Source organism: Microtetraspora glauca (assembly GCF_040656155.1).
GTDB classification, from domain to species: domain Bacteria; phylum Actinomycetota; class Actinomycetes; order Streptosporangiales; family Streptosporangiaceae; genus Microtetraspora; species Microtetraspora glauca.
This window is the reverse complement of sequence record NZ_JBFALK010000005.1, coordinates 220,244-237,991: the sequence shown is the minus strand read 5'-3', so window position 1 is coordinate 237,991 and position 17,748 is coordinate 220,244. Positions and strand designations below refer to the sequence as shown.

Below are 17,748 nucleotides of genomic sequence, written 5' to 3'. Positions count from 1 at the left end.
CCGCGCCGCTCAGGCGCGGATGCGCAGGCCCTTCGGCGTCGGATGGAAGCCGGCCGCCTCCAGGGCCGCGGCGAGCGGTGAATCCGTGATCGCGGTCCCGTCCGCCCGCTCGACGGTGAGCTTCCCCAGCGCCCCCTCCCGCACCGCCAGGGCCAGCGCGTCGACCGCCGGCTGGAGATCGTCCCCGGTGCCGTCGGCGCCGCCGTCTCCGGCGCCGAAGGAGAGCAGCGTCCTGCCGCCGCGCTCCACGTAGAGCACGAGCCGGCCCTCGACCAGGACCACCAGCGCGCCCGCCTTGCGTCCCGGCTTGTGGGTGACCTCACCGGTCCGGTCGGGCCAGGGCAGGGCCGCGCCGTACGGGTTGGCGGGATCGGCGGCGGCAAGTACGACCACGCGCCGCGGCGCGCGCGGCGCCGGGGTGGTCCACAGGTCATCGAGCGCGGGCGGCCCGGCCGGTGCGGGAGACGCCGTCGGGGACATGGCCCGCATCCGGTCGACGGCTCCGGGCAACGCGAACTGAGCGCCGCCGAGCCCCTCCACGAAGTAGCCCCGGCGGCACCGGCCGCTCTCCTCGAACGCCCGAAGAACCTGGTAGACGGCGGAGAACCCGCCGGGCAGCCGCTCCGCGCCGACCCCGCCTCTGGTCAGCACGCCGTGCCGTTCGAGCAGGATCTCGGCCTGGGCGTGCGCGCGCTGGGTGCCGTCGTCAGAGGGATCAGGCAGCAGCCACCACCGGCCGCTCACGGTGGGCGGCCCGCCACGCGTCGGCAGCACCGCCCGGCGGCGCCGGAGCGACCGGTTCGCCGGGGGCCGGTGCGCGGGCCGCCCGGAGCCGAGGGCCGAGCGCAGCGGTGCCAGCGTGTCACCGGTGACCCGCCCCGACCAGACCAGGTCCCACAGCGCGGCGGCCAGGGTCTGATCGTCGGGAACGGCTCCGCCGGGGCCGGAGGCGTCGATCGTCAGGGACGCGACCCGGTTGGACAGCTCGCGGAAGAACAGCGCGCCCCCGCCGCCCAGCGCGGCCAGGACGCCCTCGTGCAGCGGCGTCATCGTGATCGCGGCGGGCTCGGGCAGCAGCAGCGGAGCCGTGTCGGCGAAGTAGAGCGAGACCCAGCCGTCGCCGCCCGGCAGGGAGCCCTGGCCCGTCCAGATGACGTCCCCGGACGCGGTCAGCTCGTCGAGGAGCGCGGGGGAGTACCCCGGCACCCGCCCGGGCAGGACCAGCGTCTCCAGCGCCGACGCGGGCACCGCGGCCCCCTGGAGCCGCTCGATCGCGTTGACCAGGTCGTCCATCGCCCGCGCCGGGCCGCCGCGCCGCCCGGTGTCGCCGTACTCGTGCGCGGGCCGGACGGGCGCGACGCCGTGCCAGGCGGGCAGGAACGTGGCCAGCGTCTCGGGCGGGACGGGCTCGACCTCCTTGCGGAGCCGTGCCAGCGACCTGCGGCGCAGCAGCCGCAGCACCTCCGCGTCACACCACTCCTCGCCACGGCCGCCGGGACGGAACTCCCCGGACACGACCCGGCCGGTCGCGGCGAGCCGCCGCAGCGCGTCGCCGACCACCGCGACGCCCACCCCGAACCTGGCGGCGGCCGTATCGGCGTGGAAGGGCCCCCGCGTGCGGGCATGGCGTGCGACCAGATCGGCGAGCGGATCAGGGCGTGCCGTCCCGGCCCCGGAGGCCGAGACGGGGGCGTCAAGGAACTCCTGCGGCACTCCGACGGGAAGCGGGGTGCCGAGGGCGTCACGCAGCCGCCAGGCGTCCTCGACCGCGGCCCACTGCTCCTCGCCCGCGACGCGCACCCGGATGGCCCTGCGGGCCTGTTCCAGCCCGACCAGCCACGAGGGGTCGCCCTCGCGGATCGACACGTCCTCCGCGAGCAGCGGGCCGTGGGTGCGCAGCAGGTCGGCCAGATCCTCCGGGTCGCGAAGCGGCCGGTCGAGGCGAGCCAGTTCTCGCTCGGCCTCGACGACCACGTCGGGGTCGAGCAGCTCGCGCAGGTCCGCCTGGCCGAGCAACTCGGCCAGCAGCGCGGTGTCGAGGGCGAGGGCCTGCGCGCGCCGCTCGGCCAGCGGAGCGTCCCCCTCGTACATGAACGCGCCGACATAGTTGAACAGCAGCGACGCGGCGAACGGGGACGCCTGCGCGGTCTCCACCTCGACCAGCCGGACCCGCCGGGCCGCGAGGTCGCGCATCAGCTGGACCAGGCCCGGCACGTCGAAGACGTCCTGCAGGCACTCGCGCATGGTCTCGAGCACCACGGGAAAGCCCGAATATCTGCTCGCCACGCCCAGCAGGTGGGCCGCGCGCTGACGCTGCTGCCAGAGCGGGGTCCGCCTCCCGGGCGTACGGCGCGGCAGCAGGAGGGAACGCCCGGCGCACTCACGGAACCGGGCGGCGAACAACGCCGAGCCGCCGAGCTCCTCGGTGACGATCTGCTCGATCTCGTCGGCGTCGAAGGCCGCCACGTCGGCGGGCGGCTCGTCGAGCGTGTCCGGGATGCGGAGCACGATGCCGTCGTCGGAGTGGATCGCCTGCACGTCGACGCCGTACCGCTCGCGCAGCCGGCGTCCGATGGCGAGCGCCCACGGGGCGTGCACGCGCGCGCCGTACGGTGAGTGGATCACCACCCGCCAGTCACCGAGCTCGTCGTGGAAGCGCTCGACGAGCAGGGTGCGGTCGTCCGGCACGTAGCCGGTCGCGGCGCGCTGCTCGCCGAGGTAGGCCAGCAGGTTGCCGGTGGCGAACTCGTCCAGCCCGGCGTCACGGACGCGGACCACGGCGGCCGCGTCCTGCGGTGAGGGCCGGTCCTTTCCGGACGGCTGGCTCTTCTCGGACGGCCGGTCCTTCCCGGACGTACGGCCGGGCTCGGACGAGAGCCCCGCGCCGGACAGCTCCCGGATGAACGCCCCGATGGCGCGGCCGAGCTCCGCCGGGCGGCCGGGGGCGTCGCCGTGCCAGAACGGCAGCTTGCCCGGCTGGCCCGGAGCGGGGGAGACGAGCACCCGGTCGGCGGTGATGTCCTCGATCCGCCACGACGTCGCGCCGAGCACGAACACGTCGCCCACGCGTGACTCGTAGACCATCTCCTCGTCCAGCTCGCCGACCCGGGAGGCCCGCTCGCCGACGAGGAACACACCGAAGAGGCCCCGGTCGGGGATCGTGCCGCCGTTCGTCACGGCCAGCCGCTGCGCGCCCGGACGGCCCCGCAGGGTGCCGGTCACCCGGTCCCACACGATGCGCGGCCGCAACTCGGCGAACTCCTCGCTCGGGTATCGCCCGGCGAGCATGTCGAGCGTCGCCTCCAGCGCGCTGCGCGGCAGCGTGGCGTACGGCGCGGCCCTCCTGACGAGGGTCTCCAGCGAGTCGACCGTCCACTCGTCGAGCGCGGTCATCGCGACGATGTGCTGGGCCAGCACGTCGAGGGGGTTGCGAGGGTAGCGCAGCTCCTCGATCTGGCCGCTCCGCATGCGCTCGGCGACGACGGCGGTCTGGACGAGGTCGCCGCGATATTTCGGGAAGATCACCCCTCGGGACACGGCGCCGACCTGGTGCCCGGCCCGGCCGATGCGCTGCAGCCCGCTGGCCACACTCGGCGGCGCTTCCACACACGCGACGAGATCGACCGAGCCCATGTCGATGCCCAGCTCGAGGCTGGAGGTGGCGACCACGGCGGGGAGCCGCCCCGACTTCAGCGCCTCCTCGATCTGGGACCGCTCCTCCTTGGACACCGAGCCGTGGTGTGCCCGGACGATCTCCGCGGGCGCGCCACGGGACGCCCCGGCCTGCGCCATCATCTCGGCGGGAGTGCCCACTGAGCCGCGCGGGCGATCACCCGGTGGTGCCGTCGCGGTCGGTGCCGTCGTCGCCGCCCATGTCTCCGGCGGGTCGGCGGACGCGCGTTCGTCCGCGAGCTCGTTCAGCCGGGTGCAGAGCCGCTCGGACAGGCGGCGCGAATTGGCGAAGATGATCGTGGACCGGTGCGCCTCGATCAGGTCGAGCAGGTGCTCCTCCACGTGGGGCCAGATGCTGCGCCGGTGCTCGGCCGGCTCGCCGTCCATCCCGGGCGGAGGAGGCGCCAGCTCCGTCATGTCCTCCACGGGGACGACGACGTCGACCTCGATGACCTTGTCCGACGGCGGTTGCACCACCGTGGCGGGACGGGCACCGCCCAGGAAGGTCGCGACCTCCGACACCGGCCGGACCGTCGCGGACAGGCCGATGCGCTGCGCCGGCTCGGGCAGCAGCGCGTCGAGCCGCTCCAGGGTCAGCGCGAGGTGGGCGCCGCGCTTGGTGGCGGCGACCGCGTGCACCTCGTCGACGATGACCGTCTCGACGCCGCGCAGCGCCTCGCGCGCCTGCGAGGTCAGGATGAGGAAGAGCGACTCGGGCGTGGTGATCAGGATGTCCGACGGGTGGGCCGCGAACCGGCGGCGATCCTCGGCCGAGGTGTCGCCCGACCGGATCGCCACGGAGATCTCCGGCGCGGGAACGCCCAGCCTGTGGGCCGTCTGCCTGATCCCGGTGAGCGGCGCCCGCAGGTTCCGCTCGACGTCCACGGCGAGGGCCTTGAGCGGCGACACGTACACCACCCGGCACAGCCGCTTGGGTCCCTTTCCCCGGGACCCACCGGTAGCACGGGCCTCGGCCCCGGTCCCGGTGTCGGGCGCGGCGTCGGGTTGGACTGTCGCCGTCGGCGTCCCGATCTGTGCGGCGGCGAGGCGGTCGAGCGACCACAGGAAGGCCGCGAGCGTCTTTCCCGATCCGGTGGGAGCGACGACCAGGGTGTTGTCGCCACGCGCGATCGACGACCAGGCGCCCTCCTGCGCGGCGGTGGGGGCGGCGAAGGCGCCGGTGAACCACTCCCTGGTCACCTGGCTGAAGTAGTCGAGCACGCTCACCTCGCCATCATGCATCCGCCGACCGACAGAAACGGACATGATCTTCGCCGTGACCATGTGAGGACCAAGCCGCGAGCAAGTCGCCCCGTGGAGCCTGGACGCGTGACCGAACGAAGGGAGCGCGAAATGAGCGAGGACGGCACGACGAAGGTCCCGAGCCGGATGTGGGGCGCTTGGACGCGTACGAGAAGGACCGGGGCGCGGGTGTGGGATCCGGCGGGCGACCGCGGCCCGGCGGAGTGGTACGACACGCTGAGGTCGGAGCGAGAACGCTGGGCGTCGCCCCGGAGATTGTGGTCCCCGTGACCGGCTGACCATCCGGAGACAGAGCCGTGTCGCGAGTCCCGATCGCCCGGGAGGCGTTGATTGCCTGAGAAGCGTTGATTGCCCGGGAAGCGTTGATTATCCGGGAAAGAGGACAAGCATACGGTTATGGACATCGATTACGAGGCCATCGAGCGGGAGCGCTCCCGGATCAGGGAGCGCTACCTGCGCGAGAACCGTCCGCCGAGCAGCGCCAGAGGTCTCCACCACTTCGCGTTGCTCTCGTCGGATCCCGAGCGGACCATCCGGTTCTATCAGGAGCTCCTCGAGTTCCCGCTCACCGAGATCTTCGAGAACCGCGACTACAAGGGGTCCAACCACTTCTTCTTCGACATCGGCAACGGGAACCTGCTGGCGTTCTTCGATCTGCCCGGCCTCGATCTCGGGCCGTACCAGGAGGTTCTCGGCGGGGTGCATCACATCGCCATCTCGGTCGCGCCCGCCACCTGGGAGCGGCTGCGGAGCAAGCTGGAGGCCGAGGGCGTGCCGTACCAGGTCGAGAGCGGCGCGTCGATCTACTTCCGCGACCCCGACGGTGCCCGGCTCGAACTGCTCGCCGACCCGCTCGGGGAGATGTACGGCTCCCGCGTCATTTGAGGCACCTCCGGGGCGGGACCATACTTGGGGAATGCGCCTGACGGATTTCTGGAGCCGTATGCACCGCCACTTCGGCGAGGTGTACGCCGAATCGTGGGCGAAGGACTACGTCATCGCCGATCTCGGCGGCCGGACCGTCGAGCAGGCCCTGGCCGACGGCGTGGCGGCCAAGCGTGTCTGGCACGCCGTCTGCACGGTCGTCGACGTGGATTCCCGGCTGCGCTAGCAGGCCGTACGCCCGGAGCGCCCCGCATCCTGTGTGGAGGGACGCTTCACGGAGCCCCAAATGCGACTCCGAAATGCCACTTTGATACCTTTATGTCGTGCGGTTGACGAAGTTCACCGACCTCGCGCTCCGGGTGACCATGCGCCTGGCGGTGATAGACGGGGCGGAGGAGCTGCCCACCTCAAGGGAGGTGGCCGGTTCCGTCGCCGCGCCGTACACCCACGTCGCCAAGGTGGTCAGCCGGCTCCAGCACCTCGGCGTCCTGGAGACCCGCCGGGGGAGGGGAGGGGGTCTGGAGATCACCACGGCCGGTCGGAACGCCTCCGTCGGCTGGCTGGTGCGTCAACTGGAGGGATCGGACGACGTGGTCGGCTGCGAGGACCAGCCGCCGTGTCCTCTGCGTGGAGCGTGCCGCCTGCGCGGGGCCCTGCGCCAGGCGCAGGAGGCGTTCTACGCCTCGCTGGACCCGTTGACCGTACGAGATCTGGTCGGTGACTCGTCCAGGCCGATGCTTATCCAACTGCTCACGTCCCCACCCGCGTAACCCTGTCGATGTCGCACGCCATCGATGGGTGCCGCGCGCCAAAAATTGGTATCTGAGAATCAGATTTAGGAGTGGTCATGCTTTCAGAGAAGTCCGCGGCCGTCGTCCGCGCCACCCTGCCCGCGGTCGGAGGGGCGATCGGGGAGATCACGCCGATCTTCTACCGCAAGATGTTCGACGCCCACCCTGAGCTGCTCCGTGACCTCTTCAACAGGGGCAACCAGGCCAACGGGTCGCAGGGGCGAGCCCTCGCCGGCTCCATCGCCACGTTCGCCGTCGCGCTGCTGGAGCACCCGGACACCCGGCCCGACCAGTTGCTCGCGCGCATCGCGCACAAGCACGCCTCGCTCGGGATCACCGCGGAGCAGTACGGCATCGTGCACCGCCACCTGTTCGCCGCGATCGCCGAGGTCCTCGGAGACGCGGTCACCCCGGAGGTGGCGGCGGCGTGGGACGAGGTCTACTGGCTGATGGCCGGCGCGCTGATCGCGCTGGAGGCGCGGCTGTACGCCGATTCGGGCGTCGCGGACGGTGACGTGTGGCGCCCCTGGCGGGTGGTCGGCCGGGTCGAGGAGACCGCCCACGTCGCCACCTTCATGCTGCGGCCCGCCGACCGCAGCCCGACGCCGTCCTTCCGGCCGGGCCAGTACGTCTCCGTCCAGGTGGAACTCCCGGACGGAGCCCGGCAGATCCGGCAGTACAGCCTGTCCTGTGCGCCGGGCGGATCCGACTACTGGATCTCGGTGAAGCGGGTCGCGGACAGCCCGGAAGGCGAGGTGTCGACCTGGCTGCACGCCAACGTCCGCGAGGGAGACATCCTCCGTGTGAGCGCTCCCTTCGGCGACGTCGTGCTCGACGAGGGTGACTGCCCGATCCTGCTCGCCTCGGCGGGCGTCGGCGCGACCCCGATCATCAGCATGCTGGCCCACCTCGCCGCGCGCGCGACCACGCGGCCGGTGACCGTGGTGCACGGCGACCGCACCCCGCGCAGCCACCCCTTCCGCGGGGAGCTCGAACTGCTCACCGAGAAGATCCCGCAGGCCGTCACGCACGTCTGGTACGAGGAGCCGGAGGAGGGCTGGCCCGCCGAGCGCACGGGTCTGGTGGATCTGGCCGGCGTCGAGGTCCTCGACGGCACGCGCGCCTATTTGTGCGGGCCGGTGCCGTTCATGCGCGAGGTGCGTGCGCGGCTGCTCGACCGGGGCGTCCCGGCCGAGCGCATCCACTATGAGGTGTTCGGCCCGGACCAGGGGCTCTAGATCCGGTACGGCCGGCAGGGCGAGCGGCCGAGACGGCTGGCCATGTGGCCCGCCCGGGAGGAAGACGCCCGGGAGACGCCCGGGAGACGGCTGGGACGGCTGGGCGAACCGCCGGGTGAGCTCAGCTTGGAGAGCTTGTCCGGCGGCGGTCCGGAGAAGTCGCTCGGGGCCTGCCGTGAGAGTGGCGTTCAGCCGGTGCGGGAGAGCAGCTTCGTCACGGCGTCGGCGGTCCTTGCCGGGTCCTCGGCGCTCTCCTGGCCGTCCGGAGACCACAGGAACATCCAGCCGTCGATCGTCGGTGTGGCGAAGACGATCGTCTGATGTCCGGTGCGCGGATGCCACACCCAGAGAACGGGGTCGTCGCCGCCCAGCATGCGGCCGACGATTCCACGTTCAGGGAGTTGCCCGGCGAGTGTCTCCAGGTGCGTACGGCGTTGCGGTCCGTAGGTGCTGGTGCTCGTCACATCGCCGCCTTGGGGGAAGAACCGGCTTTCCTCCAGGATCGCCGCAGGTCACCGGCCAGGCAACAGCGGTGCCGGAATGCCCGGGAATGTGACCTCGCGGTTGGGGTGGTGCATCCCTCTCGCCCGGTACGGCGCCCGCCGCTCGCCCGGTCGGATCCTGCCGTACACCGTGGACCGCGCCGGAAGAGGGAGCGACGCGCCACACGGTTCCAGATGTGATCGAACAGTCGTTCGGCTATATTTGAACGGCCGCCGCAGGGGTGTGCCGCGTCGGGTGGGCAGCCGCAGGCGCCTTCCGGGTTTCCCGGGGCGTCCGGTGCCGGTTTCCGAGGACGGCTTCCGGAACTCCGGAAATTGTCGGTGGCACCCCGTAGCTTTCCGGTGACCGAACAGACCACGACCCTCCAGGGGGCACCCAATGGCAATCAACGACCGCGAGAAGGCCCTTGAGACCGCCCTCGCACAGATCGAGCGGCAGTTCGGCAAGGGCTCCGTCATGCGCCTCGGCGACGACGCGCGTGCCCCGGTCGAAGTGATCCCCACCGGCGCGATCGCCCTCGACGTCGCTCTCGGCATCGGCGGCTTCCCGCGCGGTCGCATCGTCGAGGTCTACGGGCCGGAGTCCAGCGGTAAGACGACCGTCGCGCTGCACGCCGTGGCCAACGCGCAGCGGGCCGGCGGCATCGCCGCCTTCATCGACGCCGAGCACGCCCTCGACCCGGAGTACGCGAAGAAGCTCGGCGTCGACGTCGACGCGCTGCTCGTCTCCCAGCCGGACACCGGTGAGCAGGCCCTCGAGATCGCCGACATGCTGATCCGCTCCGGCGCGGTCGACATCATCGTCATCGACTCGGTGGCCGCCCTGGTGCCCAAGGCCGAGATCGAGGGTGAGATGGGCGACAGCCACGTCGGCCTCCAGGCGCGCCTGATGTCCCAGGCCCTCCGCAAGGTCGCCGGTGCCCTCAACCAGACCCGCACCACCGCCATCTTCATCAACCAGCTCCGCGAGAAGATCGGCGTCATGTTCGGCTCGCCGGAGACCACCACGGGTGGTAAGGCGCTGAAGTTCTACGCGTCGGTCCGGCTGGACGTCCGCCGGATCGAGACCCTCAAGGACGGCACCGAGCCGGTCGGCAACCGCACCCGGGTGAAGGTCGTCAAGAACAAGATGGCGCCCCCCTTCCGCCAGGCGGACTTCGACATCCTGTACGGCATCGGCATCTCCCGCGAGGGCGGCCTCATCGACATGGGGGTCGAGCACGGGTTCGTGCGCAAGGCCGGCGCCTGGTACACGTATGAGGGCGATCAGCTCGGCCAGGGCAAGGAGAACGCCCGCAACTTCCTGAAGAACAACCCCGACATCGCCAACGAGATCGAGAAGAAGATCAAGGAGAAGCTCGGTGTCGGGCCGCGCCTGGACGCCGCCGCGGAGGCTCCCGCTCCCGCCCCCGTGCCGGCCGCGGCCGCTCCGTCCGGAGGGCGCGGGTCCAAGGCGTCCACGCCCAAGCCCGGTGACGTCTGAGCTCAGCCATGAGGCGTGACGAGTTCCCCGGCCCCTCCGCTGAGCCGGGCCCGGGGGACGAGGACCCAGGCTGTTCGAGCGTTGCGGGGTGGCAGGGCCGGGATTCCGCTCCTGCGGGCGAGTCGGACCTGCCGGGTCGACGCTCCGATCCGGCAGGCGACCTGAGGTGGCGGCGGGGCCGGGGCTCCGGGCCGGCGGATGAGGTGGTCCATGGGAGCGGGAACTCCGGGCCGACTGGGGAGCTCAACCCGGCCGACTGGAACTCCGGTCCGTGGGGCCCTGAGCACTCCGCCGATCCATCCCATGGCGTTGGCGATGCCGGTGGCTCCATCAGGGGCCGTGCTCGCGGCTTCGGCGCCGGCGGGGCGAGGGGGCTCGGCGCCGGCGGGGCGAGGGGTTCCGGCGCTGATGGGGCGAGAGGGCTCGGCGCCGGTAGGGCGAGGGGTTCCGGGGCCGGTGGTGCGAGGGATTCTGGGGCTGACGGCGCGTTCGGCGGGCTAGGCCCTGCGTTCGGTGCTTTCGGTGCCGACGATGACGGTGGCTTCGGGGATGGCCCTGCCGATCGTCCTGGCCGTGCTGGGGGCACCCGGCGGAAGAAGGGGCGGTCGAGGCGATCGGACTGGTCGCCTGAGGGCCCGGATGAGGGCTCCCCGGCCGCTCAGGCGCCGGCGGCGGATCCCCAGGCGGTGGCCAGGGCGATCTGCCTGCGGTTGCTCACCATGGCGCCGAAGACCCGGGCCCAGCTCGCGGAAGCCCTGCACAAGCGGGAGGTTCCGGAGGACGCGGCGCAGGCCGTACTGGAGCGCTTCTCCGAGGTCGGCCTCATCGACGACGAGGCGTTCGCCGCGGCGTGGGTCAGTTCCCGGCACGCCGGGCGTGGCCTGGCACGACGGGCGCTCGCGCAGGAGTTGCGCCATCGTGGCGTGGACGAGGACACCGTCAAGGAGGCCGTCGAGCAGCTCGACCCCGAGCAGGAGGTGGAGACCGCCCGGCGGCTGGTCGCCCGCAAGCTCGCGGGCACGCGGGGCGTGGAGACCCAGGCCCGCACCCGCAGGCTGGTCGGGATGCTCGCCCGCAAGGGCTACGGTCCCGGGCTCGCTTTCAGAGTCGTCCGCGAGGCGTTGGAGAGCGAGGGCGCCGAGATCGACGATCTCCCTGACGGCGACATGCGGTGATGGCCGGACGGCGCGTGCGTGTGGTTCTGACTGCGCGCGCCGACACGTCCCGCGTGGAGGGGTGTGCACTTTTCGCGCCGTCAGATGTGACCAGGAAAAGCCATTTGACGCTGCTCCTTTGCTTGCCCGTTACCTCGCTGACGCTTAATCTCGACCGCAGTGAGGAGTTACTCCGCAGTGCGGATTGCCATATCGGTGGATGACAGAACGAGGAAGATTGACCGGCTTGCCGGCCATGTCGGCCGCCCTCCGGGGCCGCCGGATTTCACGACGTTCCGCTGACGTCGCCGGGTTCTGCCGTGCTGTGCGCGTAACCCCCTCGCTGGCTCGACATTGCGACGCGAGGAGGGGTGGGCGCGCATGAATACGATCGTGATCGTGCTGGCGCTGGCGGTGGTGCTGCTGACGCTCGTAGCGATTGCCGCGCTCGTCATGGTCGTGCGCCACACCGGGGGAATCCCCCGGCCCAAGGGTCCTTCCCCGGAGCAGCTCGCCGCGGCCGAGGCCGAGGTGAACGAGGAGCTGGAGCAGGCCAGGCGCCAGGCCGACGAGATCCGCGGCAAGGCCGAGAGCGACGCGGGCGAGATCGTCAAGAAGTCCGAGTCCCTCGCCGAAAGCGCCGCCCTGATGCGCAAAGAGGTCGAGGAGGAGGCGCGCGCGCTCAAAGGCGAGATCAAGGAACTGCGCGCCGACCTGGAACGCCGGGAGAGTCGCCTGGTCGAGCGGGAGCAGCGGCTCGACGAGGAGGCGCGCAGGCAGTCCGAGCGGGCGCGCAAGCTGGCCGAGACCGAGACGGAGCTCGCTGACCGGCGGGTCGAGCTCGACCACGTCGCCGACAACCGCAGGAAGATCCTGGAGCGGGTCGCCGGCCTCACCGCCGACCAGGCGAAGGGCGAGCTGGTCAAGGAGATCGAGAACCAGGCCAAGCGCGAGGCCGCGCTGATCGTCCGGGAGATCGAGAGCGAGGCGCGCAAAGAGGGCGAGAAGCGCGCCTGCAAGATCGTGACGCTCGCGGTCCAGCGGGTCGCCACCGAGCAGACCGCGGAGTCCGTGGTCAGCGTGCTGCACCTGCCCGGCGACGACATGAAGGGCCGCATCATCGGCCGCGAGGGCCGCAACATCAGGGCCTTCGAGTCCACGACCGGGGTCAATCTGATCATCGACGACACGCCCGAGGCGGTGCTGCTGTCGTGTTTCGACCCGGTCCGGCGGGAGACCGCCCGGCTGACGCTGGAACGCCTCGTCCTCGACGGCCGCATCCATCCGCAGCGCATCGAGGAGGCGTACGAGCGCAGCAAGACCGAGGTGCGTGACCTGTGTGTCCGCGCGGGCGAGGACGCGCTGGTCGAGCTCGGCATCACCGAGATGCACCCAGAGCTGATCACGCTGCTCGGCCAGCTCCGCTACCGCACCTCCTACGGGCAGAACGTGCTCAAGCACCTGATCGAGTCCGCGCACATCGCCGGGATCATGGCGTCCGAGCTGCGGCTCGACCGTGATCTGGTGAAGCGCTGCGCGCTGCTCCACGACATCGGCAAGGCGCTGACCCATGAGGTCGAGGGCAGCCACGCCCTGATCGGCGCGGAGATCGCCCGCCGGTACGGCGAGCACGAGGACGTCGTCCACGCGATCGAGGCCCACCACAACGAGGTGGAGGTGCGCACGGTCGAGGCGGTCCTCACCCAGGCGGCCGACTCGATCAGCGGCAGCCGTCCCGGAGCTCGGCGCGAGTCGCTCGAGGCGTACGTGAAGCGGCTGGAGCGGCTGGAGGAGATCGCCCAGTCGTACGACGGCGTGGACAAGGTCTTCGCGATGCAGGCGGGGCGGGAGATCCGGGTCATGGTCCGCCCCGACTCGGTGGACGACATCCAGGCCCAGGTGATCGCGCGGGACGTCGCCAAGCAGGTCGAGGAGGAGCTGACCTATCCCGGCCAGATCCGTATCACGGTCGTACGCGAGTCCCGGGCGACGGAGTTCGCCCGCTAGGCAGTCCAGAATGCCCGGAGGCCATGGAGGCCATGGAGCCCGGGAGCCCGGGGTCCAAGGAGCGTGCTAGGCAGTCCAAGGAGCCCGGGGGCCCAAGGCCCATGGAGCCCGGGACGTCCGGGGGCCAGGGCGTCCGGAGTCTGGAGGGTCCACGGCGTCCGGGGGCCAGGGAGTCCTGGCGTGGCCGCCGCGTACGGCTCACGCGGGCGCGACGGCCCCGGGCCCCTTGGACTCGTGTTCAGGCCGAGATGTGAAAGATCTGCAGATAGAAGGACAGCTCCGCGGCCAGGGCGGTGGCTCTGGTCTCGTGGCGGCGGAAACCGTGCGACTCGCCCTCGAACGCGAGATAGGTGCAGGGCACGCCGCGCGCGGACAGCTCGTCGGCGAACGCCTCCGACTGGGCCGGGGGCACCACCGGATCGGCCAGCCCCTGCATCAGCAACATGGGGCAGTCGATCTCGCCGGCCCTGGCCAGCGGTTCGCGGGAGGCGTACGACGTCTCCGGGCCGACCAGCCAGTCCATGTAGCGCGACTCGAAGTCGTGCGTGGCGGCGGCGAGCGGGGCGAGGGCGCTGACCCCGGCGATCGACACGCCTCCGGCGAAGACGTCGGAGGCGCAGCAGGCCGCCATGACGGTCCAGCCGCCCGCGCTGCCTCCCCTGATGGCGATGCGCGCCGGGTCGGCCAGGTTCTCGGCCGCGAGCCACCGCGCCGCCGCCACGGCGTCCTCAACGTCGACGACGCCCCACTGTCCGCGTAGGCGCTCACGGTAGGCCCGGCCGTACCCACTGGAACCGCCGTAGTTGAGGTCGAGCACGCCGATGCCCCTGCTGGTGAAGAACGCCTTCTCCAGGCTGAGCTCGGTCGTCGCGTGCCCGGTCGGCCCGCCGTGCACGAACACGACGTACGGCGTGGCCGCCGCGTCGCCGGCACCGGGACCGGACGGCGGGTACAGGTAGGCGTGGACGTCACGACTGGCGCCGCTCTCGATCTCGACGGCCCGGGGCATGGGGAGGTAGGCGGTCTCGGGCAGTTCGGCGGTGTCGCCGCACAGCCACTCGACCCTGCCGTCGCCGCCGTCGAGCCGGACGACCGCCCGGGGGAGATGAGGGCCGTACGCGATCCCGGCGACGGTCCGCCCGTCGGAGGCCAACGCGGGATCCCAGCCGGAGTAGGGCACCTCGATGTCGGTGAGCGCCCCCGTATCCGGATCGAGGATGCCCAGGCGCAGGTCGCCGCGTCCGTGCAGCACGGCGAGCCGGCCATCGCCCAGCGGTTGGTACGGTCGGCCGCCGAGCCGCCACAGTGGTCCGGCGAACTCCTCCTCCGCGGGGTGGAGGGCGCGCGGGGAGCCGCCGTGGAGGCCGTCCTGGTAGAGGTTCCACCAGCCGGAGCGGTCGGAGACGAAGTACAGGTTCAGGTCGTCGCGCCAGCACGGGGCGAGCACCGATTCGTCGACGCCGCCGGCGACGGTCCAGGTGCGGCCGTCGGCGATCCTGGTCACCCGCAGCTCGGTCCCCGACCACGGCATGCGTGGATGGTCCCAGCAGATGTAGGCGAGGTGCCGTCCGTCCGGGGAGATCGTGGGGAAGGCGTAGAAGTCACTCCCGCTCACCCGCTCCACGATCCCGCTCGTCGAGGGCGAGCCGATCGGGGACGAGGCGGGGGAGTGGAGGGCTCCGCCACGGGAGGAACGGTCGTTCAGGCCGGAGGCCGGGCCGGATGAGGATGAGCGGGAGGTCACGCCGTCGGGGCCGGGCGGGAACGAACGGCCCCGTGGATCAGGTGCGGAGGGATGGTCGTTCAGGCCGGAGACCGGGCCGGGCGCGGAGAGATGGTCCCCGAGGGAGATCGAGACGATGGAGCGGGTGACCGCACCGTCGTCGTGGTGGCGCTCGCGGACGCACCACACTTCGGGCCCGTCCGGGCCGTGGTGCACGAGGAGGTCGGCATAGCGGAGCCCGCAAAGCCGCTCGGGCTCCGGCGTGAGCGGCCATGGCTCCGTCCCGGAGGCGGCGAGGTAGAGCCGCTGGTCACGGTGGTGAGCGAAGACGATCCCCCAGCCTGGGACGACCGCGTAGGAGCGCCCGCCGTACTCGTGGACGCGGGTGCGCGCGTCCCAGGGCGAGGGAAGCAACTCACGGAGGAGCCCGTCGGCGCCGCGATGGACGACGGTGCGCCGCCCACCCTCCGTCGGGCGGTCCTCCTCCCACCAGAGGTCGTCGTCCAGCACCGTGGGGAAGCCGAGAGACAGCCCCGATCGGGCGACGTCGGTGGTGGAGATCGGCGAGGGCCAGACGGCGTACGGCACTGGCGCGGGCACGGGGGACATGCCTCCCATCCTGCCGGAAGCAGGGCTACGGCGCCGCGTCTACGTCATGCCCAGGGCGGGAGGAGCGGTGTAGCGGGCCGCCAGGACGCCGAGGTGGCGGATCACGGCGCGGTTCCAGGCGCCGTCGTCGAACATCCTCCGCAGGGCGGCGTCGATCTCCTCGCGTGCTCCCTCGGAACGTGCCTCGATGCCGTACCTGTGGACGGCGATCGAGGCGCCGCAGAGCCGGAAGCGCCCGGGGTACTGCGCGTCGAGCCCCACGAGGACCGGCGCGTCGGCCACGATGGCGTCGATCCTTCCTTTGGCCAGCAGGGGAGCGCACGCGGCGGGGACGTTCGCCTCCGCGAGGAACGCGGCCTTCCACGCGGTGCCGAGCCTGCCGACCAGAGGCGCCGTGTCCGCGCGGGTGCCGCACACACGCTTGCTGCGCAGGTCCTTCGGCCTGCTGATCGTGAGGTCGCCCGCGCGGACGAGGATGTCCGAGCTCGTGACGAGGTAGGGCCCGGCGGTGTCGCGGACGCCGCTCGTGCCGACGACGATGTCGGCCTGGTCGAGGTCACCGGTGTAGCTGATCTGCCCGTCGCGGTAGCCGAGCTCGCGCGCGACGTACTGGGCGACCGTGACGTCGAAACCGGTGTATCCCCCGCCCGGGAGCCGGAGGACCAGTCCGGGGTATCCGACGCGCACGCCGATGACGAGGTCGCCGCCCTTCCCGCAGGCCGTAAGGGAGGCGACCGTCATCGAAAGGCCCAGCAGCAGGGCCGCGACGCGCCGCACGAGCCCAAGAATCGGGGCGGGGCGGGCGGGCGGCCAAGCAGCGACACGACACGGAACGGGAATGGAACGGGAAAGTCGTGTCCAGGATCAGAGCAGCGTGCCGGCCCCGGACGTCTCCGGCTCGCCGACGGCTCCCGGCGGGGCGATCGGCGCCGCCGACGTCCGGTTGCTGCGTCTGGTGCGCCTCTCCAGCCAGGTGGCGAGGGTACTGAGCGACATGTTGAGCCCGACGTAGATGACCCCGATGACGATCGCGGCGGGGATGAGCGACCCGAAGTGCACCGCCGGGATCAGCTTGAAGCCCATGTTGAGCAGGTCGACGTACGCGATGATGTAGCCCAGCGCGGTGTCCTTGAGCAGCACGACGAGCTGGCTCACGATGGCTGGCATCATGGCGGTGACCGCCTGGGGGAGCAGGACGAGCCGCATCACCTGACTCTTGCGCAACCCGATCGCCTGCGCCGCTTCGGCCTGCCCGGACGGCACCGCGCGGACCCCGGCACGGACGATCTCGGCCAGCACGGACCCGTTGTACAGCGTGAGCCCGGCCACGAGCGCGATCAGCGTGTAGTCGCCGCCGCCGAACACGCTCGGCGCGAGGAAGAACAGGAAGAAGATCAGCAGCAGCAGCGGGATCGCGCGGAACGTCTCGACGACCGCGCCCGCGACGCCCCGGACCCACCGGTGGTCGGAGAGCCGGGCGAGGCCGAAGATCGCGCCGAAGACGAGCGCGCAGACCGCGCTGATACCGGCCGCCTTCAGGGTGCCGAGCAGACCGGGGATGATGTACTCGGTCCAGGTGGAGACGTCGAGGAAGGGCTTCCAGATCTCGCCCTCCCACTGCCCCTTGGCGTCGAACCTGGCGTAGACGTAGTACGCGGCGGACGCCAGGATGACCACGGACAGCAGGGTCAGGATGTTGTTGCGCAGCCGTCCGCGCGGGCCCGGCGCGTCGAAGAGGATGTTCGTGCTCATCGGGCCACCGCCAGCTTCGACGCCAGGCGGCTGGTGACGAACCCGACCGGCAGGGTGACGGCCATGAAGGCGATGACCAGCCCGACGAAGATGGGGATCGACACGCCCGTGTCGTCGAAGGTGTCCCTCATGACGAAGGCCGATTCCATCAGGTAGCCTCCGGCGATCGCCACGGTGGTGTTCTTGATCATCGCGATCATCACGCTGCCCAGCGGCGCGACGACCGTCCGGAACGCCTGCGGCAGGATGATCAGCCGCAGGGACTGCAGGAACGTCAGCCCGATGGCGCGCGCCGCCTCGGCCTGCCCGAGCGGCACGGTGTTGATGCCCGCGCGCAGCGCCTCGCAGACGAAGGTCGCGGTGTACGCGGACAGCCCGAAGACCACCAGCCAGAAGCTGTTGGTACTCGGGGTCGCCGAGAAGGCCAGGCCGATGGTGTCGCTGAGGCCGAGTGAGGAGAAGGCCAGCACCAGGGTCAGCGGTGTGTTCCGCACGATGTTGACGTAGACCGTGCCGGCCCCGCGTAGCACCGGCGTCGGCGAGACCCGCATCGACACCAGGATCGTGCCCAGGACCAGCGCGAGGACCGCGCAGATCAGCGAGAGCTTGACGTTCTCCAGGAAGCCCGCCAGCAGGTCCGGCGCGTATTTGATCAGATCGTCCATCGT

At 71.6% G+C, this 17,748-nt stretch carries 14 protein-coding genes; 8 read left to right on the top strand and 6 right to left on the bottom strand.

Going from position 1 to position 17,748, the window contains the following annotated elements; all coding sequences use genetic code 11:
- Window positions 1-9 precede the first annotated feature (9 nt).
- Window positions 10-4,914 carry an ATP-dependent helicase gene (locus tag AB0I59_RS12195; protein ID WP_358132487.1) on the bottom strand — a complete coding sequence of 1,635 codons (4,905 nt, stop codon included), beginning with the start codon at window positions 4,912-4,914 and terminating at the stop codon, window positions 10-12.
- 111 nt (window positions 4,915-5,025) lie between these two features.
- Here AB0I59_RS12195 and AB0I59_RS12190 point away from each other — a divergent pair, with 111 nt between their 5' ends.
- The 5 genes from AB0I59_RS12190 (at window position 5,026) to AB0I59_RS12170 (ending at window position 7,849) form a co-directional block, all read left to right on the top strand.
- Window positions 5,026-5,205, top strand: a complete 180-nt coding sequence (locus tag AB0I59_RS12190; protein WP_358132317.1) for a hypothetical protein — start codon at window positions 5,026-5,028, stop codon at window positions 5,203-5,205.
- Window positions 5,206-5,331: 126 nt separating this feature from the next.
- Window positions 5,332-5,820 (top strand): VOC family protein, encoded by a 489-nt coding sequence (locus tag AB0I59_RS12185; protein ID WP_061257617.1) that lies wholly within the window; start codon window positions 5,332-5,334, stop codon window positions 5,818-5,820.
- Between the two features lie 31 nt (window positions 5,821-5,851).
- Window positions 5,852-6,046 carry a DUF3046 domain-containing protein gene (locus tag AB0I59_RS12180; protein ID WP_061257616.1) on the top strand — a complete coding sequence of 65 codons (195 nt, stop codon included), beginning with the start codon at window positions 5,852-5,854 and terminating at the stop codon, window positions 6,044-6,046.
- A gap of 97 nt (window positions 6,047-6,143) precedes the next feature.
- The gene (locus AB0I59_RS12175) at window positions 6,144-6,590 is read left to right on the top strand and encodes an RrF2 family transcriptional regulator (protein WP_061257615.1); all 447 of its coding nucleotides are present in this window, start codon (window positions 6,144-6,146) and stop codon (window positions 6,588-6,590) included.
- 77 nt (window positions 6,591-6,667) lie between these two features.
- Complete coding sequence (locus AB0I59_RS12170; protein ID WP_358132314.1) at window positions 6,668-7,849, top strand: globin domain-containing protein; 1,182 nt, start codon at window positions 6,668-6,670, stop codon at window positions 7,847-7,849.
- Window positions 7,850-8,037: 188 nt separating this feature from the next.
- Here AB0I59_RS12170 and AB0I59_RS12165 read toward each other — a convergent pair whose 3' ends face one another.
- Window positions 8,038-8,313, bottom strand: coding sequence for a hypothetical protein (locus AB0I59_RS12165; protein WP_061257613.1), 276 nt, complete (start codon window positions 8,311-8,313; stop codon window positions 8,038-8,040).
- A gap of 418 nt (window positions 8,314-8,731) precedes the next feature.
- Between AB0I59_RS12165 and recA the strand changes: the two genes are divergently transcribed.
- From recA to rny, 3 genes are all read left to right on the top strand, one after another.
- Complete coding sequence (gene recA / locus AB0I59_RS12160) at window positions 8,732-9,835, top strand: recombinase RecA (protein ID WP_061257612.1); 1,104 nt, start codon at window positions 8,732-8,734, stop codon at window positions 9,833-9,835.
- 686 nt (window positions 9,836-10,521) lie between these two features.
- Window positions 10,522-11,010 (top strand): recombination regulator RecX, encoded by a 489-nt coding sequence (gene recX, locus AB0I59_RS12155; protein ID WP_358132311.1) that lies wholly within the window; start codon window positions 10,522-10,524, stop codon window positions 11,008-11,010.
- A 360-nt stretch (window positions 11,011-11,370) separates the two neighbouring features.
- Complete coding sequence (gene rny / locus AB0I59_RS12150) at window positions 11,371-12,996, top strand: ribonuclease Y (protein ID WP_358132310.1); 1,626 nt, start codon at window positions 11,371-11,373, stop codon at window positions 12,994-12,996.
- Between the two features lie 238 nt (window positions 12,997-13,234).
- On the opposite strand, the gene AB0I59_RS12145 is transcribed toward rny, so the two are convergent.
- The 4 genes from AB0I59_RS12145 to AB0I59_RS12130 form a co-directional block, all read right to left on the bottom strand.
- Window positions 13,235-15,328, bottom strand: a complete 2,094-nt coding sequence (locus AB0I59_RS12145) for a S9 family peptidase (protein WP_358132308.1) — start codon at window positions 15,326-15,328, stop codon at window positions 13,235-13,237.
- A gap of 39 nt (window positions 15,329-15,367) precedes the next feature.
- Entirely contained in the window at window positions 15,368-16,105 is a 738-nt protein-coding gene (locus tag AB0I59_RS12140; protein ID WP_358132306.1) for a type 2 periplasmic-binding domain-containing protein, read from the bottom strand.
- 87 nt (window positions 16,106-16,192) lie between these two features.
- Window positions 16,193-17,080 carry an amino acid ABC transporter permease gene (locus AB0I59_RS12135; RefSeq protein WP_061257607.1) on the bottom strand — a complete coding sequence of 296 codons (888 nt, stop codon included), beginning with the start codon at window positions 17,078-17,080 and terminating at the stop codon, window positions 16,193-16,195.
- Window positions 17,077-17,745 (bottom strand): amino acid ABC transporter permease, encoded by a 669-nt coding sequence (locus AB0I59_RS12130; RefSeq protein WP_061257606.1) that lies wholly within the window; start codon window positions 17,743-17,745, stop codon window positions 17,077-17,079. Before AB0I59_RS12130 ends, AB0I59_RS12135 begins: the two co-directional genes overlap by 4 nt.
- Window positions 17,746-17,748 lie beyond the last annotated feature (3 nt).